Raw genomic sequence first — 16,825 nt, 5'->3', positions numbered from 1 at the left:
TTTATTTAGGAGGAACGATGAAAACCTACGAAAATTTAACCACTTATAACCCCGGTGAAATAGAAGGGAAATGGTATTCATATTGGGAAAACCAAGGATACTTTCACGAAGAAGTAGACACTAATAAAGAACCATTTAGTATCGTGTTGCCGCCTCCTAATGTAACTGGTATGTTGCACATGGGCCATGCTTTAGATAATACATTGCAAGATATCCTTATTCGTTTCAAACGCATGCAAGGCTACAATGTATTGTGGATGCCAGGTACTGACCATGCTGGTATTGCTACACAAATTAAAGTAGAAGAAATGCTCGCTAAAGAAGAAGGCAAATCTCGCTATGATTTAGGTCGTGAGAAATTCGTAGAACGCGTATGGGAATGGAAAAAAGAATACGGCGATACTATTGTAAAACAAATTCGTAGCTTAGGCGCATCTTGTGACTGGTCTCGCGAACGCTTTACATTAGATGAAGGGTACTATCATGCAGTGCGTGAAGTGTTCGTAAAGCTTTATGAAAAAGGCTTAATCTATCGCGGTGAACGCATCATCAACTGGTGCCCTCGTTGTGCTACTGCTTTATCTGATGTTGAAGTTGAACATGAAGACGAACATGGCCACTTATGGCATATTAAATATCCTGTAAAAGGTGAGGATAATCGTTTCGTAGTTGTTGCTACCACACGTCCAGAAACAATGTTCGGTGACGTAGCAGTAGCAGTAAATCCTGATGATGATCGTTATAAAGACCTCATCGGCAAAACATTAATTTTACCATTTGTTAATCGCGAAATTCCTGTAATTGCCGATGATTATGTAGATGCTAGCTTCGGTACAGGCTGTGTAAAAATTACGCCTGCTCATGACCCTAATGACTTTGAAATGGGCCAACGTCATAATTTGGAATCCATCGTTGTTATGAACAATGATGCCACAATGAATGAAGGTGCTGGCAAGTTCAATGGCATGACTCGTGAAGAAGCTCGTAAACAAGTTGTAGCTGAACTCAAAGAACTAGGCTTACTTGAAAAAATCGATGATCATGACCATGCAGTAGGTCATTGTTCTCGTTGTAACACAATTATTGAGCCAATGGTATCTAAACAATGGTTCGTAGATATGAAACCATTAGCAGAGCCAGCTCTTAAGGTTGTTAAAGATCACGAAGTAGAGTTTGTTCCTGAACGTTTTACAAAAACTTATGTAAACTGGCTTGAAAACATCCGCGACTGGACTATTTCCCGTCAATTGTGGTGGGGCCATCGTATTCCTGCATGGTACTGCGATGAATGCGGCGAAACAATCGTTAGTCGTGACGATATTACGGAATGTCCTCATTGCCACGGTCATGTTACACAAGATCCAGACGTTCTTGATACATGGTTCAGTTCTGGCTTGTGGCCATTTGCTACAATGGGGTGGCCTGAGCAAACTCCTGAGCTTAAACAATGGTATCCAACAAGTGTTCTTGTAACTGGCTACGATATCATCTTCTTCTGGGTTGCTCGTATGATCTTTATGGCTCTTGAGTTCGAACATGAAATTCCATTTAAACATGTATTTATTCATGGTCTTGTTCGTGATAGCCAAGGTCGTAAAATGAGTAAATCCTTGGGCAATGGTATTAATCCTCTTGAAGTTATCGACCAATATGGTGCCGATGCATTGCGCTTTACTCTTGTTACTGGTAACACACCAGGTAATGATATGCGCTTCTATATGGAACGTGTTGAGGCTAATCGTAACTTTGCCAATAAGATTTGGAATGCATCCAAATTTGTATTGATGAATCTTACAAATTATGATGAAAGCTTCGTTCCAACTGCAGATGATTTGACATTAGCAGACCAATGGATTGTTCAAAAATATAACGAAACAGTACAAAGTGTAACGTCTAATCTCGATAAATTCGAGTTGGGTGAAGCTGCAAGTTCTGTATATGATTTCATTTGGAACACATACTGTGACTGGTATATTGAGTTAGCTAAACCTCGTTTATACAACGATGGTAATGAACGTGATCGTCGTACAGTTCAATATTTACTTGTAACAATCTTGCGTCACATGCTTGAATTGTTACATCCATTTATGCCGTTCGTAACAGAACATATTTGGCAACATTTACCTCATGAAGGGGATAGCATCGTTGTTGCAAAATGGCCTGAAGCATTAAAGTTTGATAATCTTGAAAGTGCAGCTCGTCAAATGGAAGTTATGATGGATGCCATCAAAGGTATTCGTAACATGCGTGCTGAAATGAATGTGCCTTTAGGTAAAAAAGCTGAGGTTATCGTAGCACCAACAGATGAAGCATTAGCTCAAACTGTAGCAGATCATAGCGATTACTTCGTTACATTAGCTTGGGCTGAGAAGGTAACAATTCTTGGTGCCGATGATCCAAAACCAGAAAATGCGACTGTAACAGTTGTAAATGGTATGGAAGTATATCTCTTACTTAAAGACTTGATCGACGGTGAAAAAGAAAGAGAGCGTATTGCAAAGGAAAAAATCCAAATGGAAAAAGAAATTTCCCGTTTGGAAGGCAAATTGTCTAACCAAGGCTTCCTCGCAAAAGCTCCAGAAGCTGTAGTAGCAAAAGAAAAAGAAAAGTTAGAAGAATATAAACAAAAACAACAAGCGTTATTGGAACGTGAAGCGTTCCTTGAAACCTTATAATAGGAGGTTTATATGACATATCAAGAGGCCTTAGCCTATTTAGAACAGGCATCTTCATTCGGTATTAAGCCTGGCCTTGAACGAATTACAGCGCTTATGGAAGCCCTTGGGAATCCACAAGAAGACTATAAGATTGTTCATGTTACAGGCACGAATGGTAAGGGCTCGGTTACCTCATATATTTCCTACGCACTGTTTACAAGTGGACTACGGGTGGGGCGATTTACATCGCCTCACCTTCAATCCTATACGGAGCGAATTCAAATCAATGATGGAAATATAACAGAGGAAGCCTTCGGTAATCTAATTAGTCGTGTAAAAGTGGCAGTTGATACTATCATTACTAACGGCATAGAAGCGCCAACGCAATTTGAAATTTTGACGGCTGCTGCCTTTTTGTTCTTCAAAGAACAAGATGTGGACTATGCGGTGGTGGAAGTTGGTTTAGGTGGATTACTAGATTCTACTAATATCGTGACACCAAAGGTATCGGTTATTACCAATGTAACAATAGACCATCAAGCGTATTGTGGTGATACTGTTGAGGAAATTGCGCGTCATAAGGCAGGGATTATTAAATCTAAAGTTCCTGTTGTAACGGCTGCACAGGATGCACCGCTTCGTATTATTGAAGAGGTAGCTAAAGAGAAGCATGCTAAAGTATATGCTTTCAATAAAGACTTTGGTATAGATAGCCGTAGTGCTGTAACTGGTGGCCAAATGATTACGGTTAGTACTAATGATGCCGCTCCTGCAATGTTGTTTACGACAATGGCAGGCATTCACCAATCTGTCAATCTTGCGTGTGCATTAATGGCTGTACGGTTACTGATGAAAGAAGATACTAACATCAGTGAAGAAACGATGCGTGAAGGATTTGCTCGCACTACGTGGGCAGGTCGATTTGAAGTTAAACGAGACTTGGATCGCACCTTTATCTTTGATGGTGCTCATAATGCGGCAGGTGCTGAATCTTTCAGTATGACCTATGCTGAATTATTTAAGGACACTCCAAAAACGATTGTGATGGCAATTCTTAAAGATAAAAATCAAGATGCTATTATCCGCGAAGTTGTTAAGGCAGGCGATACGGTTCTAGTTGTACCAGCTCCAACAGATAGAACTGAAGTGCCAGAGGTTTTGGTTGAGAAAATACGTCACATCGTTCCAAAAGCTATAGCACAAACAGCTGATTCTATTGAAGAGGCGTTAGCCTTAGCCTACAAACATACAAAGTCTAGTGATATTATCGCCGTTTGTGGTTCCTTATATATTTTAGGAGATGCTCGTCAGTGGTTTTACCATGAGATGAGTCATTAAGGTGAGCCTATGGAACTCTCACTTATTCCTAATCAGAAGAGAATTACGTTCTATATTGAACGATTAATTTATGGTGTTGTAGTTGCTATGCCATTACAACCTATGGTGGGGGATGTACTTCTGTGGCTAGCGATAGGGCTTGCTTTATATGATTTGATATCTAGTAAGTCATTGAGCTTACCAACGGGTTATTTATCCTGGTCCGTTATGATCTTTGTGGTATGGACAGGAATATCTTCACTGGTGTCAGAGAATTGGGATTGGTCTATCCAAAGTTGGTTTTATCAAATCGTGGCTAGCGGTGGAATGTATTATCTCGTTCGCACATACATTCAAACCCCTAAGCAGTGGAATTATTTTCTTCGTGCCTTGCTAGGTACTGCAGTTCTAGTGTGTATCATAGGTGCTTATCAATATGTATTTGTTCCTAATATCCATATAAAAGAGTGGGTAGATGCAGCACAGTTCCCAAAATTGATGCGACGCATGTCTTCCACCTTACAAAATCCTAATTTGTTGGGAGCCTATCTATTGATGGTGCTCAGCGTATGTATCAGCTATATCTTGGTATATATGAAAGAAAATCGTACCCGCGAAGTCGTTACGATGCTCGTTATAGGTATTATATTATTCTTAACGATGCTACTAACCTATTCTAGGGGAATTTGGATTAGCTTTGGAGCGATGATTTTGTATTGGGCAATCTTTGTGGAACGAAGATTATTCTTATCTTTATTAGCAGTGCCAATAATTTTATATTTTTATGATGGTGAAATAGCTTCAAGGTTGTGGTCTATATTCCAAGGCCATGATACATCAGCTGATCTTCGATGGGCTTTATGGGATAGTACCATGTATATCGTACGTGAAAATCCTATCTTTGGTATTGGGTGGAATACATTTTACTTAGTATATCCAGATTATAACTATTATATTCAAGGACCTCACGTCTTGATGTATCATGCCCATAATTTGTATCTCAATATATTAGCTGAATCAGGCATCCCAGGATTGATATCATTCCTAGCAGTTATTATTGGTCATGTTATTACATCTATAAGACTTGAAGGGGATATATTCCGCCAAGCTGCACAAGTTGGTGTAGGTGCGTTAGCTATAGGTGTTTTATTTAGTGGCTTATCCGATTTTGAGCTATATAGTCATCAAGTAACCATCGTATTTTGGCAATTGTTTGGTTGGGTAGGGGCCTTTGTAAAAGTTCAACTGTCTGCTGATAAATCTGCATAATTGTCATATCTTGTATAATTAGCATGTTTTATGGTAGATATATAATTTCATAATATGGTATAATTAATACATACCTTGGGTAGGTACGTATTAAGTAGTATAACCGGTTTTCTAATGTTAGACATAATTGAACATTATCGTTGGCATTTGAAAGCCGGTTTTTTGTATATCATTGTATCTTTATAGGGAGGTGTATGGTCTAGTTCTTGTATATGAGATGTTGTTTTATATTGAAAAGGGTCTATATATTGTATAGAGAGAGTTCGATTTAATTGAAAAACATCAATATATGCCATAAATCGATAATTCCTGTGAGTTATAGCGATGTGAATAAAACTTATGTGAATATATGAAAATCTATGCATTTTAATCATAATGCACCCATAAAGTGTGATGAAAAATACATTTTAGTCATATAAGTTGACAATACGTTGGATGTGGACTACGATGAAGTCGGTTTAAGGAACGACCAAGAGATCAAACTGTCGTTTATACAATGTTACTCTTAAAGGAGATGGTAATGGTGATAGACATCAAAGACCGCGTTAAATGTGCGGCCCTCCAAGGTAAAATTGTCACTGCTTATGATGCAGCTCTTTTGATTAACCCTAACGATAAAGTTGGTATTTCCGGCTTTACTCCATCTGGTTATGCAAAAGCAGTGCCATTGGCATTGGCAGAAAGAATGGAAAAAGAACCATTCAAAATTGATTTGTGGACAGGTGCTTCCGTAGGTGATGAAGCTGATGGCGCGTTAACTCGTGCTAACGGTATCAATCGTCGTTTCCCATATCAAACAAATGGGGATACACGTAAAGCCTTAAATAGCGGTGCTGTTAAATACATTGATATGCATTTAAGCACAATGGCACAAAATGTTCGCTATGGCTTCTTTGGCGATTTAGACGTAGCTATCGTAGAAGTTTGTCAAATCAACGAAGATGGCTCTTTAGTACCTACAACATCTGTTGGTAACTCTCCAACATTTGTTAGTCAAGCTAAAAAGGTTATCGTAGAAGTAAACGTATCCCAACCACTTTCCTTGGTAGGTATGCATGATATCTATGAACCACTCGATCCACCACATCGTAAACCAATTCCATTGGAAACACCTGGTGATCGTATTGGTACTGAAGCAATTCCTTGTGACCCAAGTAAAATTGTTGCAGTAGTACCTTGTGATGTTCCTGATACAACAAGACCTTTGGCACCTATCGATGATGATGCAAAAGCAATGAGTCAACACCTTATCAAATTCTTCGAACAAGAAATTGCAGAAGGTCGTTTACCTAAAAACTTGCTTCCATTACAATCTGGTGTAGGTTCCGTAGCAAATGCGGTAATCAGTGGTCTTGCTAAAGGCCCATTCACAGATTTGTCCATCTATACAGAAGTAATCCAAGATGGTATGTTCGACTTGATCGATGCTGGTAAAGTAACTGTATGTTCCGGTACTGCATTAAGTCCTTCTCCAGATGGGTTGAAACGTTTCTATGCGAATATTGATGAATATCGTAAAAAAATCATTCTTCGCCCACAAGAAATTTCCAACAACCCTGGTATTGCTCGCCGTATTGGTGTCATTGCCATGAATACCGCTATCGAATTTGATATTTTTGGCAATGTAAACTCTACTCATATTATGGGTAGCAAAATGATGAATGGTGTTGGTGGTTCTGGTGACTTTGCACGTAGTGCTTATCTCACTATTTTCTGCACTAACTCCGTTGCTAAAAATGGCGACATCAGTTCTATCGTTCCATATGTATCTCATGTGGATCACCCAGAACATGACACTATGATTTTCTGTACAGAACAAGGTGTTGCTGACTGCCGTGGTTTGAGCCCAGTGGAAAGAGCTCGTTTGATCATTGAAAAATGTGCTCACCCAGACTACAAACCTATGTTAACTGAATACCTAGAAAAAGCATTAGCTGCAACAAAGAATGCCCATACACCTATGTTGCTTGATGAAGCTCTTTCTTGGCATAAACGCTTCACAGAAACTGGAAGCATGAAAAAATAACCTGTTTTTTTAGGAGGATGATGAAAACATGGCTTACGAAAACTTAAAAGCCCAAATTGCTGAGTACAACAAACTTTGTGACGAAAAAAGTGCAAAAACTCCAGAACGTCAAAATTTAAAATACAACCGTGTATATACACCAGTTGATATCGAAGGTTTTGACTATGAACGTGATTTGGGTATGCCTGGCGAATTCCCTTATACTCGTGGCGTACAACCTACTATGTACCGTGGTCGTTTCTGGACAATGCGTATGTATGCAGGCTTCGCTACAGCAGAAGAATCTAACAAACGTTACCGCTACCTAATCGAGTCTGGTGCAACTGGTCTTTCCTGTGCATTCGACTTACCTACACAAATTGGTTATGACTCCGACGATGCAGTTGCAGAAGGCGAAGTTGGTAAAGTAGGTGTAGCGATTGACTCCTTGGCAGATATGGAAATCTTGTTCGACGGCATCGATCTTGGTAAAGTATCCACATCCATGACAATCAACGCTCCAGCATCCGTTTTGTTGGCAATGTACATCGCAGTAGCTGAAAAACAAGGCGTACCTTCCACAGAATTGAAAGGTACAATTCAAAATGATATTTTGAAAGAATACGCAGCTCGTGGTACTTACATTTTCCCACCAAAACCATCCATGCGTTTGATCACTAATATCTTCGAATATTGTTCTCAAAACGTTCCAAAATGGAACACAATTTCCATCTCCGGTTACCACATCCGTGAAGCAGGTTCCACAGCAGCTCAAGAAATCGCATTCACAATTGCTGATGGTATCGCATACGTAGAAGCAGCTTTGAAAGCTGGTCTTGATGTTGATACATTCGCTGGTCGTCTTTCCTTCTTCTGGAATGCTCATAACAACGTACTTGAAGAAGTTGCTAAATTCCGTGCATCCCGCCGTTTATGGGCAACAATCATGAAAGAACGTTTTGGTGCTAAAAAACCAAAATCCATGATGCTTCGTGTACATACTCAAACAGCTGGTTCCATGTTGACTGCACAACAAGTTGATAACAACATCGTTCGTGTTGCTCTTCAAACTGCAGCTGCTGTAATGGGCGGTACTCAATCCTTACATACAAACTCCCGTGACGAAGCGTTGGCTCTTCCTACAGAAGCATCTGTACAAGTAGCTCTTCGTACACAACAAATCGTGGCTTACGAATCTGGTTTGGCTGACGTAGTTGACCCATTGGGCGGTTCCTACTATGTAGAAGCTATGACTAACGCTATCTATGACGAAGCTATGGCATACATCAAGAAAATTGATGAAATGGGCGGCGCTGTAGTAGCAATCGAAAAAGGCTACATCCAAAAAGAAATTCAAGAATCCGCTTACAAATGGCAAATGGAAGTTGAATCTGGCTTGCGCACAATCGTTGGCGTAAACAAATTCCAAGTTGAAGAAGAAGCTCCAAAAGACTTACTTCGCGTAGATGCTTCCGTTGGTGTTAACCAATCCAAGAAAACTCAAGCAGTTCGCGCTAACCGCGATCAAGCAGCAGTTGATAAAGCATTAGCAGCTCTTAAAGCTGGTGCAGCTGATGAAAACGTTAACTTGATGCCATTAATTCTTGATGCAGTTAAAACATATGCTACTTTGGGTGAAATTTGTAATGTATTGCGCGAAGTATTCGGTGAATACGAAGCTCATTCCACATTATAATATCGGCTAATTTCGGAGGTAATTAATCATGGCAGAAAAACGTATTAGAGTAATCGTAGCAAAACCAGGTCTTGATGGTCATGACCGTGGTGCAAAAGTAGTAGCACGCGCACTTCGCGATGCTGGTTTCGAAGTAATCTACACTGGTCTTCGTCAAACTCCAGAACAAATCGTAGAAGCAGCTCTTTCTGAAGACGTTAATGTAGTTGCATTATCCCTTCTTTCCGGTGCTCATAACACATTGTTCCCTAAAATTGTTGAACTTTTGAAAGAAAAAGGCATGGGCGATGTACTTGTAATCGGTGGTGGCGTTATTCCTGACGCTGATATCCCTGGCTTGAAAGCAGCTGGCGTAGCAGCAGTATTCACACCTGGTACACCAACTGGCGATATCGTTAAATTCATCAACGAAAACGTTAAATAATTAATTGGGCAAGAGAGGGGTTCAACTGAATAGTTGTCTCCCCTCTATTCCCATATTTTAAGATAGGTGGTGAGGCGAGTGGATTTAGTTAAAGAACTTTTTGAAGGTTCCCGACTAGCCTTAGCACGGTCCATAACAGCTGTAGAAAACGAGTATGAAAATGCCATTGATATTATGAAGGCTATTTACCCTAAAACAGGGAATGCACGTATTCTCGGTATTACTGGGGCCCCTGGTGCTGGTAAAAGTACTTTGACTGATAAAGTTGTTAAACATTATCTAGATCAAGGTAAAAAAATCGGCATCGTTGCCATCGACCCAACAAGCCCATTCTCTGGTGGTGCTATCTTGGGGGACCGTATTCGAATGAATGATTTGACATTAAATGAAAATGTATTTATTCGAAGCATGGGCACGCGTGGTAGTCTTGGTGGTTTATCTAAAAAGACTGCAGACGTTGTAAAACTCATGGATGCCTTTGGCATGGATTTAGTAATCATTGAAACAGTAGGTGTAGGTCAATCCGAAGTAGATATCGTTAAAAATGCAGATACTACACTGGTTGTACTTGTTCCTGGTCTCGGTGATGATATCCAAGCTATCAAAGCAGGTATTCTTGAAATTGGCGATGTATTTGCTATCAATAAAGCTGACCGAGATGGTTGTGATCGTTTGAATGTAGAAATTGAAATGATGCTTGACCTAGACTCTCGTGAAGTAAAATGGCGCCCACCAATTAAGCGCACAATTGCTAGCAAGGACCAAGGCGTAGATGAACTCATCGACGCTTTAGATGAACATTTTGAGTATCTTGAAGATTCTGGTGAATTGGAATCTCGTCGGGCAGAACGTACTCGTGATGAAATCATCGCAATGATTAATGAACAAATTGGTCGTTATGTAGCTGATAAAATTGTTACAAGCGACGAATTTAATAGCCAAGTGGCAGCTGTTAACGAACGCGAAAGCGATCCATACACAGTTGTTAACGGCGTAATGACAAGCGTGCTAAAGTAGACGGCGACTACATAGCATTAGAGATTTAGCCTTGAAAAGGAGATAATCGAAATGGCTTTTAAAGTATTACAAGTGGATCACATCGGTATTGGTGTTAATGATTTAGCAGCAACTAAAGAATTCTATAAAAATGCATTGGGTATTCAACATCTTCCAGAAGATGAAGTGGTTGAAGAACAAAAAGTAAAAGTATCCTTCTTCCCATGTGGCGATGCTGAACTTGAATTCTTAGAAACTACAACTCCAGATGGCCCTATCGGTAAATTCATCGAAAAAAATGGCGGTCGTGATGGTATCCAACACGTTGCATTGCGCGTTGATAATATTGAAAATGCTATTGCTGATTTGATGGCTAAAGGCGTTCGTATGATTGACGAAAAACCTCGTTACGGTGCAGGCGGTTCCTCTATTGCTTTCTTACATCCAAAAGCAACAGGTGGCGTATTGCTTGAATTATGTCAACGTATGAAATAATACAGTATCCAATTCACATCATTATGTATGAGTAATAGATATACATATTCATATAATCACTAGTTATATATTAAATATGTATGCATGCTTGAACTTTAATTATTTATGAAATAAAATGATACTGTAACAAGTTTTATTTGGAGGTGCTATAATGGCAACAGTGCAAGAAAAAATCGAGTTATTGCACGAAAAACTAGCTAAAGTTAAAGCTGGTGGCGGTGAAAAACGCGTTGAGAAACAACATGCTCAAGGCAAAATGACTGCTCGTGAACGTTTGGCTAAATTATTCGATGATAACTCTTTCGTTGAACTTGATCAATTTGTTAAACATCGTTGTGTTAACTTCGGTCAAGAAAAGAAAGAATTACCAGGCGAAGGTGTAGTAACTGGTTATGGTACTATTGACGGTCGTTTAGTATATGCATTTGCACAAGACTTCACTGTAGAAGGTGGTTCTCTTGGTGAAATGCATGCTGCTAAAATTGTTAAAGTACAACGTTTAGCAATGAAAATGGGTGCTCCTATCGTTGGTATCAATGATTCCGGCGGTGCTCGTATTCAAGAAGCAGTAGATGCGCTTGCTGGTTACGGTAAAATTTTCTTTGAAAATACAAATGCATCTGGCGTTATTCCACAAATTTCCGTAATCATGGGCCCATGTGCAGGTGGTGCTGTATATTCTCCAGCATTAACTGACTTCATCTACATGGTTAAAAACACATCTCAAATGTTCATCACTGGTCCTGCAGTTATCAAATCTGTAACTGGTGAAGAAGTAACAGCTGAAGACCTTGGTGGCGCAATGGCTCACAACTCTGTGTCTGGTGTTGCTCACTTTGCAGCTGAAGATGAAGATGATTGCATCGCTCAAATTCGCTACTTATTAGGCTTCTTGCCATCCAATAATATGGAAGATGCTCCATTAGTAGATACTGGCGATGATCCAACTCGCGAAGACGAAGGCTTGAACAGCTTGTTGCCTGATAACAGTAACATGCCATACGACATGAAAGATGTTATCGCAGCTACTGTAGATAATGGTGAATACTATGAAGTACAACCATTCTATGCTACAAATATTATTACTTGTTTCGCACGTTTTGACGGTCAATCCGTTGGTATCATTGCTAACCAACCAAAAGTAATGGCTGGTTGCTTGGACATCAATGCATCCGACAAATCTTCCCGTTTCATCCGTTTCTGTGATGCTTTCAATATTCCAATCGTTAACTTTGTTGACGTTCCTGGTTTCTTGCCTGGCACAAATCAAGAATGGGGCGGTATCATTCGTCATGGTGCTAAAATGTTGTATGCTTACTCTGAAGCTACAGTACCAAAAATTACTGTTATCACTCGTAAAGCATACGGCGGTTCTTACCTCGCTATGTGTTCCCAAGATTTGGGCGCTGACCAAGTATACGCTTGGCCTACATCCGAAATCGCTGTAATGGGTCCTGCTGGTGCAGCTAACATTATCTTCAAGAAAGACGAAGATAAAGATGCTAAAACAGCTAAATACGTAGAAGAGTTCGCAACTCCATACAAAGCTGCAGAACGTGGCTTCGTAGACGTTGTAATCGAACCAAAACAAACTCGTCCAGCAGTTATCAACGCTTTGGCAATGCTTGCAAGCAAACGCGAAAACCGTGCTCCAAAGAAACATGGTAATATTCCATTATAATTCGTTTCGATAACAAGAACATCGAATTTGGGAGATACCTTTCTTTACTAATTTTTTAGAAAGGGGAATGATTATGGAAGGACAAGCAGTTACTACCAATCCTTGGTTAATCATGGCCATTAATATGACAGTTGTATTTGTTGTGTTGATTCTTTTAGGTGTTTTAATGACAATTGTTCATTTGATTGACCCTACTAAGAAGAAAAAAGAAGTACCAGCAAGTGCACCTGTTGCGGCTCCAGCAGCTACTCCAGTGGCTGCACCAAGTGCATCTGCTCAAAATGAGGATGAAGTAGTAGCAGCTATCGTAGGTGCCATTGTGGCGATGGGGTATTCATCTGAACAAATTGCATCTATTCGACCTACAGCAACCAGCGCTAAATGGCGCTTGGAAGGTCGTTTAAGCGGTAGAGGTTAATAAAATTTTAGGAGGCATTTGTAATGAGCAATGCTACAACAACTAACGGTAAAGCTCCATCTCAAGATGTAGTAGCAGTAATCGTTGGTGCATTAGCGGCAATGGGTTATTCCGCTGATCAAATCGCGCATATCCGTCCAATCGTAAGCTATAATTGGAAAATGGAAGGCCGTTTGCGTGGTAATCGATAAGATTATAGGCTAATTTGATAATTCAATAGATTATCTAATTTATATGTGTAAAAGAAATTTATAAGTATTGTGTAGACATACACATTTTGGAGGAATTTAAAATGAAAAAATTCAACGTTACAGTAAATGGCACAGCATATGATGTAGAAGTTAATGAAGTAAAAGCAGCAGCTCCTGCAGCGGCTCCTAAAGCAGCTCCAGCAGCAGCTCCTAAAGCAGCTCCTGCACCAGCTCCAGCTCCAGCTGCAGCAGCAGCACCAGTTCCAGCAGGTGCTGAAACTGTAAAAGCTCCAATGCCTGGTAAAATCTTATCTGTAGCAGTATCCGCTGGTCAAGCAGTTAAAAAAGGCGAAACTTTGTTGATTCTTGAAGCTATGAAAATGCAAAACGAAATCGCAGCTCCTCATGATGCTGTAGTTGCAGAAGTTCGCGTAGCTGCTAACCAAACTGTATCCACTGGCGATGACATGGTTGTTCTTGGTTAATACCAAGTTGTGTATGACGCGGCTAGTCCGCGTCGTATAACAATTTTATATTTGTGAAAGGGGAACGCATATGGAGGCTTTTGCTGTTGCGATTCAATCCGTTATAACTGATAGCGGGTTCCTCGCATTTACAACAGGCAATGCTATTATGATTCTTGTAGGTTTGATCCTATTGTACTTGGCATTTGCTAAAGAGTTTGAACCATTATTGTTGGGTCCGATTGCGTTTGGTTGTGTACTTGCTAATATTCCTCGTAATGGCTTCGAAGAAGGCGTTATGGCTCTTATTAGTGCAGGTATCTCTCAAGAAATCTTCCCACCTTTAATTTTCCTTGGTGTAGGTGCAATGACTGACTTTGGTCCACTCATTGCTAATCCTAAAACATTGCTTTTAGGTGCTGCTGCTCAAATCGGCGTATTCGTTGCTTTAGGTGGCGCAATGATGCTTGGCTTTACAGCTCAAGAAGCAGCTGCTATCGGTATCATCGGTGGTGCTGACGGTCCTACATCCATTTACTTAGCTACTAAGCTAGCTCCTCATTTATTAGGTGCTATCGCGGTTGCCGCATATTCCTATATGTCCTTGGTACCATTGATTCAACCACCTGTAATGAAATTATTCACTACGCAAAAAGAACGCGAAATTGTTATGGAACAATTGCGTGAAGTTACACGTTTTGAAAAAATCGTATTCCCAATTATTTCTACGATCTTCATTTCCTTATTGCTTCCTTCCATTACATCCCTTTTAGGTATGTTGATGTTAGGTAACTTGTTCCGTGAATCTGGCGTAACTGATCGTTTGTCCGATACATCTCAAAATGCGTTGATCAATACTGTTACTATCTTCTTAGCAACTGGTACTGGTTTAACAATGAGTGCGGAACACTTCTTAAGCGTGCAAACACTCCTTATCATTTGCTTAGGTTTGGTTGCATTCATCGGTGGTACTGCTGGTGGCGTATTATTCGGTAAATTGATGAGCTTAGTAGATGGTGGTAAAACAAATCCACTTATTGGTTCTGCTGGTGTATCCGCGGTTCCAATGGCGGCTCGCGTATCTCAAGTTGTAGGTGCGAAAGCTAACCCAGCTAACTTCTTGCTCATGCATGCTATGGGTCCAAACGTAGCTGGCGTTATCGGTACAGCAGTAGCAGCAGGTACAATGCTTGCTATGTTGTCTAACCATTAGTAATTTAATAATTATTCACCAAGGTGTGCCTAATTAGGTACACCTATTGGTGAATATAAAAACCCTTTAAATCTATGTATTCATGCATAAATAGGGTATATTTGCAATAAATGCTTTTCAGATCGGTCATTAGGTGATACAAGAATTCACACAATAACCTTCTAGTGCTTTAAATTTAGTAGAGGTGGTCACTTGTTATCTGTAGAATTAAAAATACTGATTTGTTTTATCTGGGCATTTATTGTATTTTTTATTACGGCACTGATTATCGGTGTTGAAGGCAAAGCTAAATGGTTTCAACGCAGAACTAAATATACTTGGTTTAATCGCCGAGGATTTTTAGGTGAAACCTTATTCTTTGGGTATCCTAAAACAAGAGAGGGATATGGGATCACTTTTTTGATGGCTTCCGCCATTGGTATCGTAGGTTATATTTTATACCTCTTATAACAATATCAGTGCATTTCTCTGAAGGGAGATGATGATGTATGGGTACTGCAGAACAAACCTTAATCGTCCTCGCAGTCATGGCTGTTTTATTTGTTACGGAAATTATTCCTCTAGCTATTACTTCTTTAGGCGGCGCTATTACACTTGGCCTTATGGGTATTATTACTCCTAAGGTTGTATTCTCTGGTTTATCTGATAGTACAGTTGTGTTGTTCGCTGGTATGTTCGTTGTTGGTGCTGCATTGTTCTACACTGGTTTAGCTCAAAAAATTGGGGAAACAGTAGTATCTCATGCAGGTACTAGCGAAAATGGTTTAATGTTTGCCATCATGGTTGTTACTGCAACTATGTCTGCATTCTTGTCCAACACTGGTACAACAGCTGCATTACTTCCAGTAGTTGTAGGTATCTGTGCTGTTGCGAAGATTCCTGCTTCTCGTCAATTGATGCCTTTAGCATTTGCTGCAGGTATTGGTGGTATCATTACAATGGTTGGTACACCTCCAAATATTATCGTAAGTGGTACATTAACTAAATTTGGTGAACAACCATTTGGTTTCTTCGAATTTGCTTGGATTGGTATTCCTTTGACTGTTGCTACTATCGCATTCATGATGCTTATTGGTAAACATTTACTACCTAAACATGAAATTCAAGATGCTGGCGACGTTGAACAAGAAGTAGCTGCTGAAGATATTTCTAACGATCCTAAGAAACAATTATACTCTGGTCTTATTCTTTTAGGCGTAATCATTGCTATGATTTTAGGTGACTTCCTAAAAGGTTATGGTATCAACTTACCATTGAGCATGGTTGCAGTTATTGGCGCAATGCTTTGCGTATTAACTGGTTGCTTGAACGAAAAACAAGCTTACACATCTATTGACTGGGTAACAATCTTCTTATTCGCTGGTATGATGCCAGTAGCAACTGCACTTGATCAATCTGGTGCAGGCAAAATGATTGCTAATGCAGTAATCGGTGTTATGGGTTCTGACCCTAGCCCTTACTTTGCAACAGCAGTATTATTCGCATTGTCTTGTGTTATGACTCAATTTATGTCTAACACAGCATCTTGCGCATTATTGGCTCCTATCGGTATCTCCATTGCTCAAGGTATGGGCGCTGACCCTCATGCTGTATTGATGGCTATCGGCGTTGCTGCATCTTGTGCATTCGGTACACCTGTAGGTACACCTCCAAATACATTAGTACTTGGCCCTGGTCAATACAAATTTACAGACTATGTAAAAGCCGGCGTTCCATTGATTTTAGTTTGCTTCGTAGTAAGCTTAATTATCATTCCAATGGTATGGCCATTCTTCCCTGGTAAATAATAGGGGATAGGTTACTCTACTATAAAGCACATACGAGGTCGAATCGTAAGATTCGGCCTCGTTTTTTATGATTTTAGCCTATATGATTTTAATATAGATTACATATAAGTGTAATCAAAAGCAATATGAATTAAACTAATTTGCATGATTAATTTTATGCAATTGACTATATCAAAAAAATATGATATAGTATATGTCTCTTATACACATCT

General features: G+C 39.8%; 15 protein-coding genes. All 15 read left to right on the top strand.

The genetic code is table 11. The features are described from left to right. Positions 1–17: 17 nt before the first annotated feature. The 15 genes from VCHSUH03_RS03570 (at position 18) to VCHSUH03_RS03505 (ending at position 16,613) form a co-directional block, all read left to right on the top strand. On the top strand, positions 18–2,675 hold the full coding sequence (locus tag VCHSUH03_RS03570; RefSeq protein ID WP_105094084.1) for a valine--tRNA ligase: 2,658 nt from the start codon (positions 18–20) through the stop codon (positions 2,673–2,675). 12 nt (positions 2,676–2,687) lie between these two features. Continuing rightward, positions 2,688–3,995 (top strand): bifunctional folylpolyglutamate synthase/dihydrofolate synthase, encoded by a 1,308-nt coding sequence (locus VCHSUH03_RS03565; protein ID WP_105094083.1) that lies wholly within the window; start codon positions 2,688–2,690, stop codon positions 3,993–3,995. A 9-nt stretch (positions 3,996–4,004) separates the two neighbouring features. After that, positions 4,005–5,243: an O-antigen ligase family protein gene (locus VCHSUH03_RS03560; RefSeq protein WP_105094082.1), complete on the top strand. Its 1,239-nt coding sequence runs from the start codon at positions 4,005–4,007 to the stop codon at positions 5,241–5,243. A gap of 520 nt (positions 5,244–5,763) precedes the next feature. Then, positions 5,764–7,269, top strand: coding sequence for an acetyl-CoA hydrolase/transferase family protein (locus tag VCHSUH03_RS03555; protein WP_039969068.1), 1,506 nt, complete (start codon positions 5,764–5,766; stop codon positions 7,267–7,269). A 28-nt stretch (positions 7,270–7,297) separates the two neighbouring features. Continuing rightward, positions 7,298–8,944 carry an acyl-CoA mutase large subunit family protein gene (locus VCHSUH03_RS03550; RefSeq protein ID WP_005386006.1) on the top strand — a complete coding sequence of 549 codons (1,647 nt, stop codon included), beginning with the start codon at positions 7,298–7,300 and terminating at the stop codon, positions 8,942–8,944. 28 nt (positions 8,945–8,972) lie between these two features. Beyond that, complete coding sequence (locus VCHSUH03_RS03545) at positions 8,973–9,368, top strand: cobalamin B12-binding domain-containing protein (protein ID WP_105094081.1); 396 nt, start codon at positions 8,973–8,975, stop codon at positions 9,366–9,368. A gap of 78 nt (positions 9,369–9,446) precedes the next feature. Next, a complete protein-coding gene (gene meaB, locus VCHSUH03_RS03540) occupies positions 9,447–10,385 on the top strand; it encodes a methylmalonyl Co-A mutase-associated GTPase MeaB (protein WP_060923998.1) in 939 nt (312 codons plus the stop codon). A gap of 51 nt (positions 10,386–10,436) precedes the next feature. Then, on the top strand, positions 10,437–10,859 hold the full coding sequence (mce, locus tag VCHSUH03_RS03535; protein WP_060923997.1) for a methylmalonyl-CoA epimerase: 423 nt from the start codon (positions 10,437–10,439) through the stop codon (positions 10,857–10,859). A 151-nt stretch (positions 10,860–11,010) separates the two neighbouring features. Continuing rightward, complete coding sequence (gene mmdA, locus VCHSUH03_RS03530; RefSeq protein ID WP_105085914.1) at positions 11,011–12,540, top strand: methylmalonyl-CoA decarboxylase subunit alpha; 1,530 nt, start codon at positions 11,011–11,013, stop codon at positions 12,538–12,540. Between the two features lie 73 nt (positions 12,541–12,613). Beyond that, positions 12,614–12,958, top strand: a complete 345-nt coding sequence (gene mmdD / locus VCHSUH03_RS03525) for a methylmalonyl-CoA decarboxylase subunit delta (RefSeq protein WP_105085913.1) — start codon at positions 12,614–12,616, stop codon at positions 12,956–12,958. A gap of 23 nt (positions 12,959–12,981) precedes the next feature. Next, positions 12,982–13,149: a methylmalonyl-CoA decarboxylase subunit epsilon gene (mmdE, locus tag VCHSUH03_RS09515; RefSeq protein ID WP_004696483.1), complete on the top strand. Its 168-nt coding sequence runs from the start codon at positions 12,982–12,984 to the stop codon at positions 13,147–13,149. Positions 13,150–13,250: 101 nt separating this feature from the next. Then, positions 13,251–13,634, top strand: coding sequence for a methylmalonyl-CoA decarboxylase subunit gamma (gene mmdC / locus VCHSUH03_RS03520; protein WP_005377346.1), 384 nt, complete (start codon positions 13,251–13,253; stop codon positions 13,632–13,634). 70 nt (positions 13,635–13,704) lie between these two features. After that, positions 13,705–14,826 carry a methylmalonyl-CoA decarboxylase subunit beta gene (gene mmdB, locus VCHSUH03_RS03515; protein ID WP_105094080.1) on the top strand — a complete coding sequence of 374 codons (1,122 nt, stop codon included), beginning with the start codon at positions 13,705–13,707 and terminating at the stop codon, positions 14,824–14,826. Between the two features lie 192 nt (positions 14,827–15,018). Then, the gene (locus VCHSUH03_RS03510) at positions 15,019–15,276 is read left to right on the top strand and encodes a hypothetical protein (protein ID WP_005377387.1); all 258 of its coding nucleotides are present in this window, start codon (positions 15,019–15,021) and stop codon (positions 15,274–15,276) included. Between the two features lie 38 nt (positions 15,277–15,314). Continuing rightward, on the top strand, positions 15,315–16,613 hold the full coding sequence (locus tag VCHSUH03_RS03505) for an SLC13 family permease (protein ID WP_105094079.1): 1,299 nt from the start codon (positions 15,315–15,317) through the stop codon (positions 16,611–16,613). The last annotated feature ends 212 nt before the right edge of the window (positions 16,614–16,825 follow it).

Origin of the sequence: Veillonella infantium, from assembly GCF_002959895.1 — a bacterium.
In the GTDB taxonomy this organism is placed as follows: domain Bacteria; phylum Bacillota; class Negativicutes; order Veillonellales; family Veillonellaceae; genus Veillonella; species Veillonella infantium.
The sequence above is the reverse complement of the archived record's forward strand: the minus strand, read 5'-3'. Positions and strand labels throughout refer to the sequence as shown.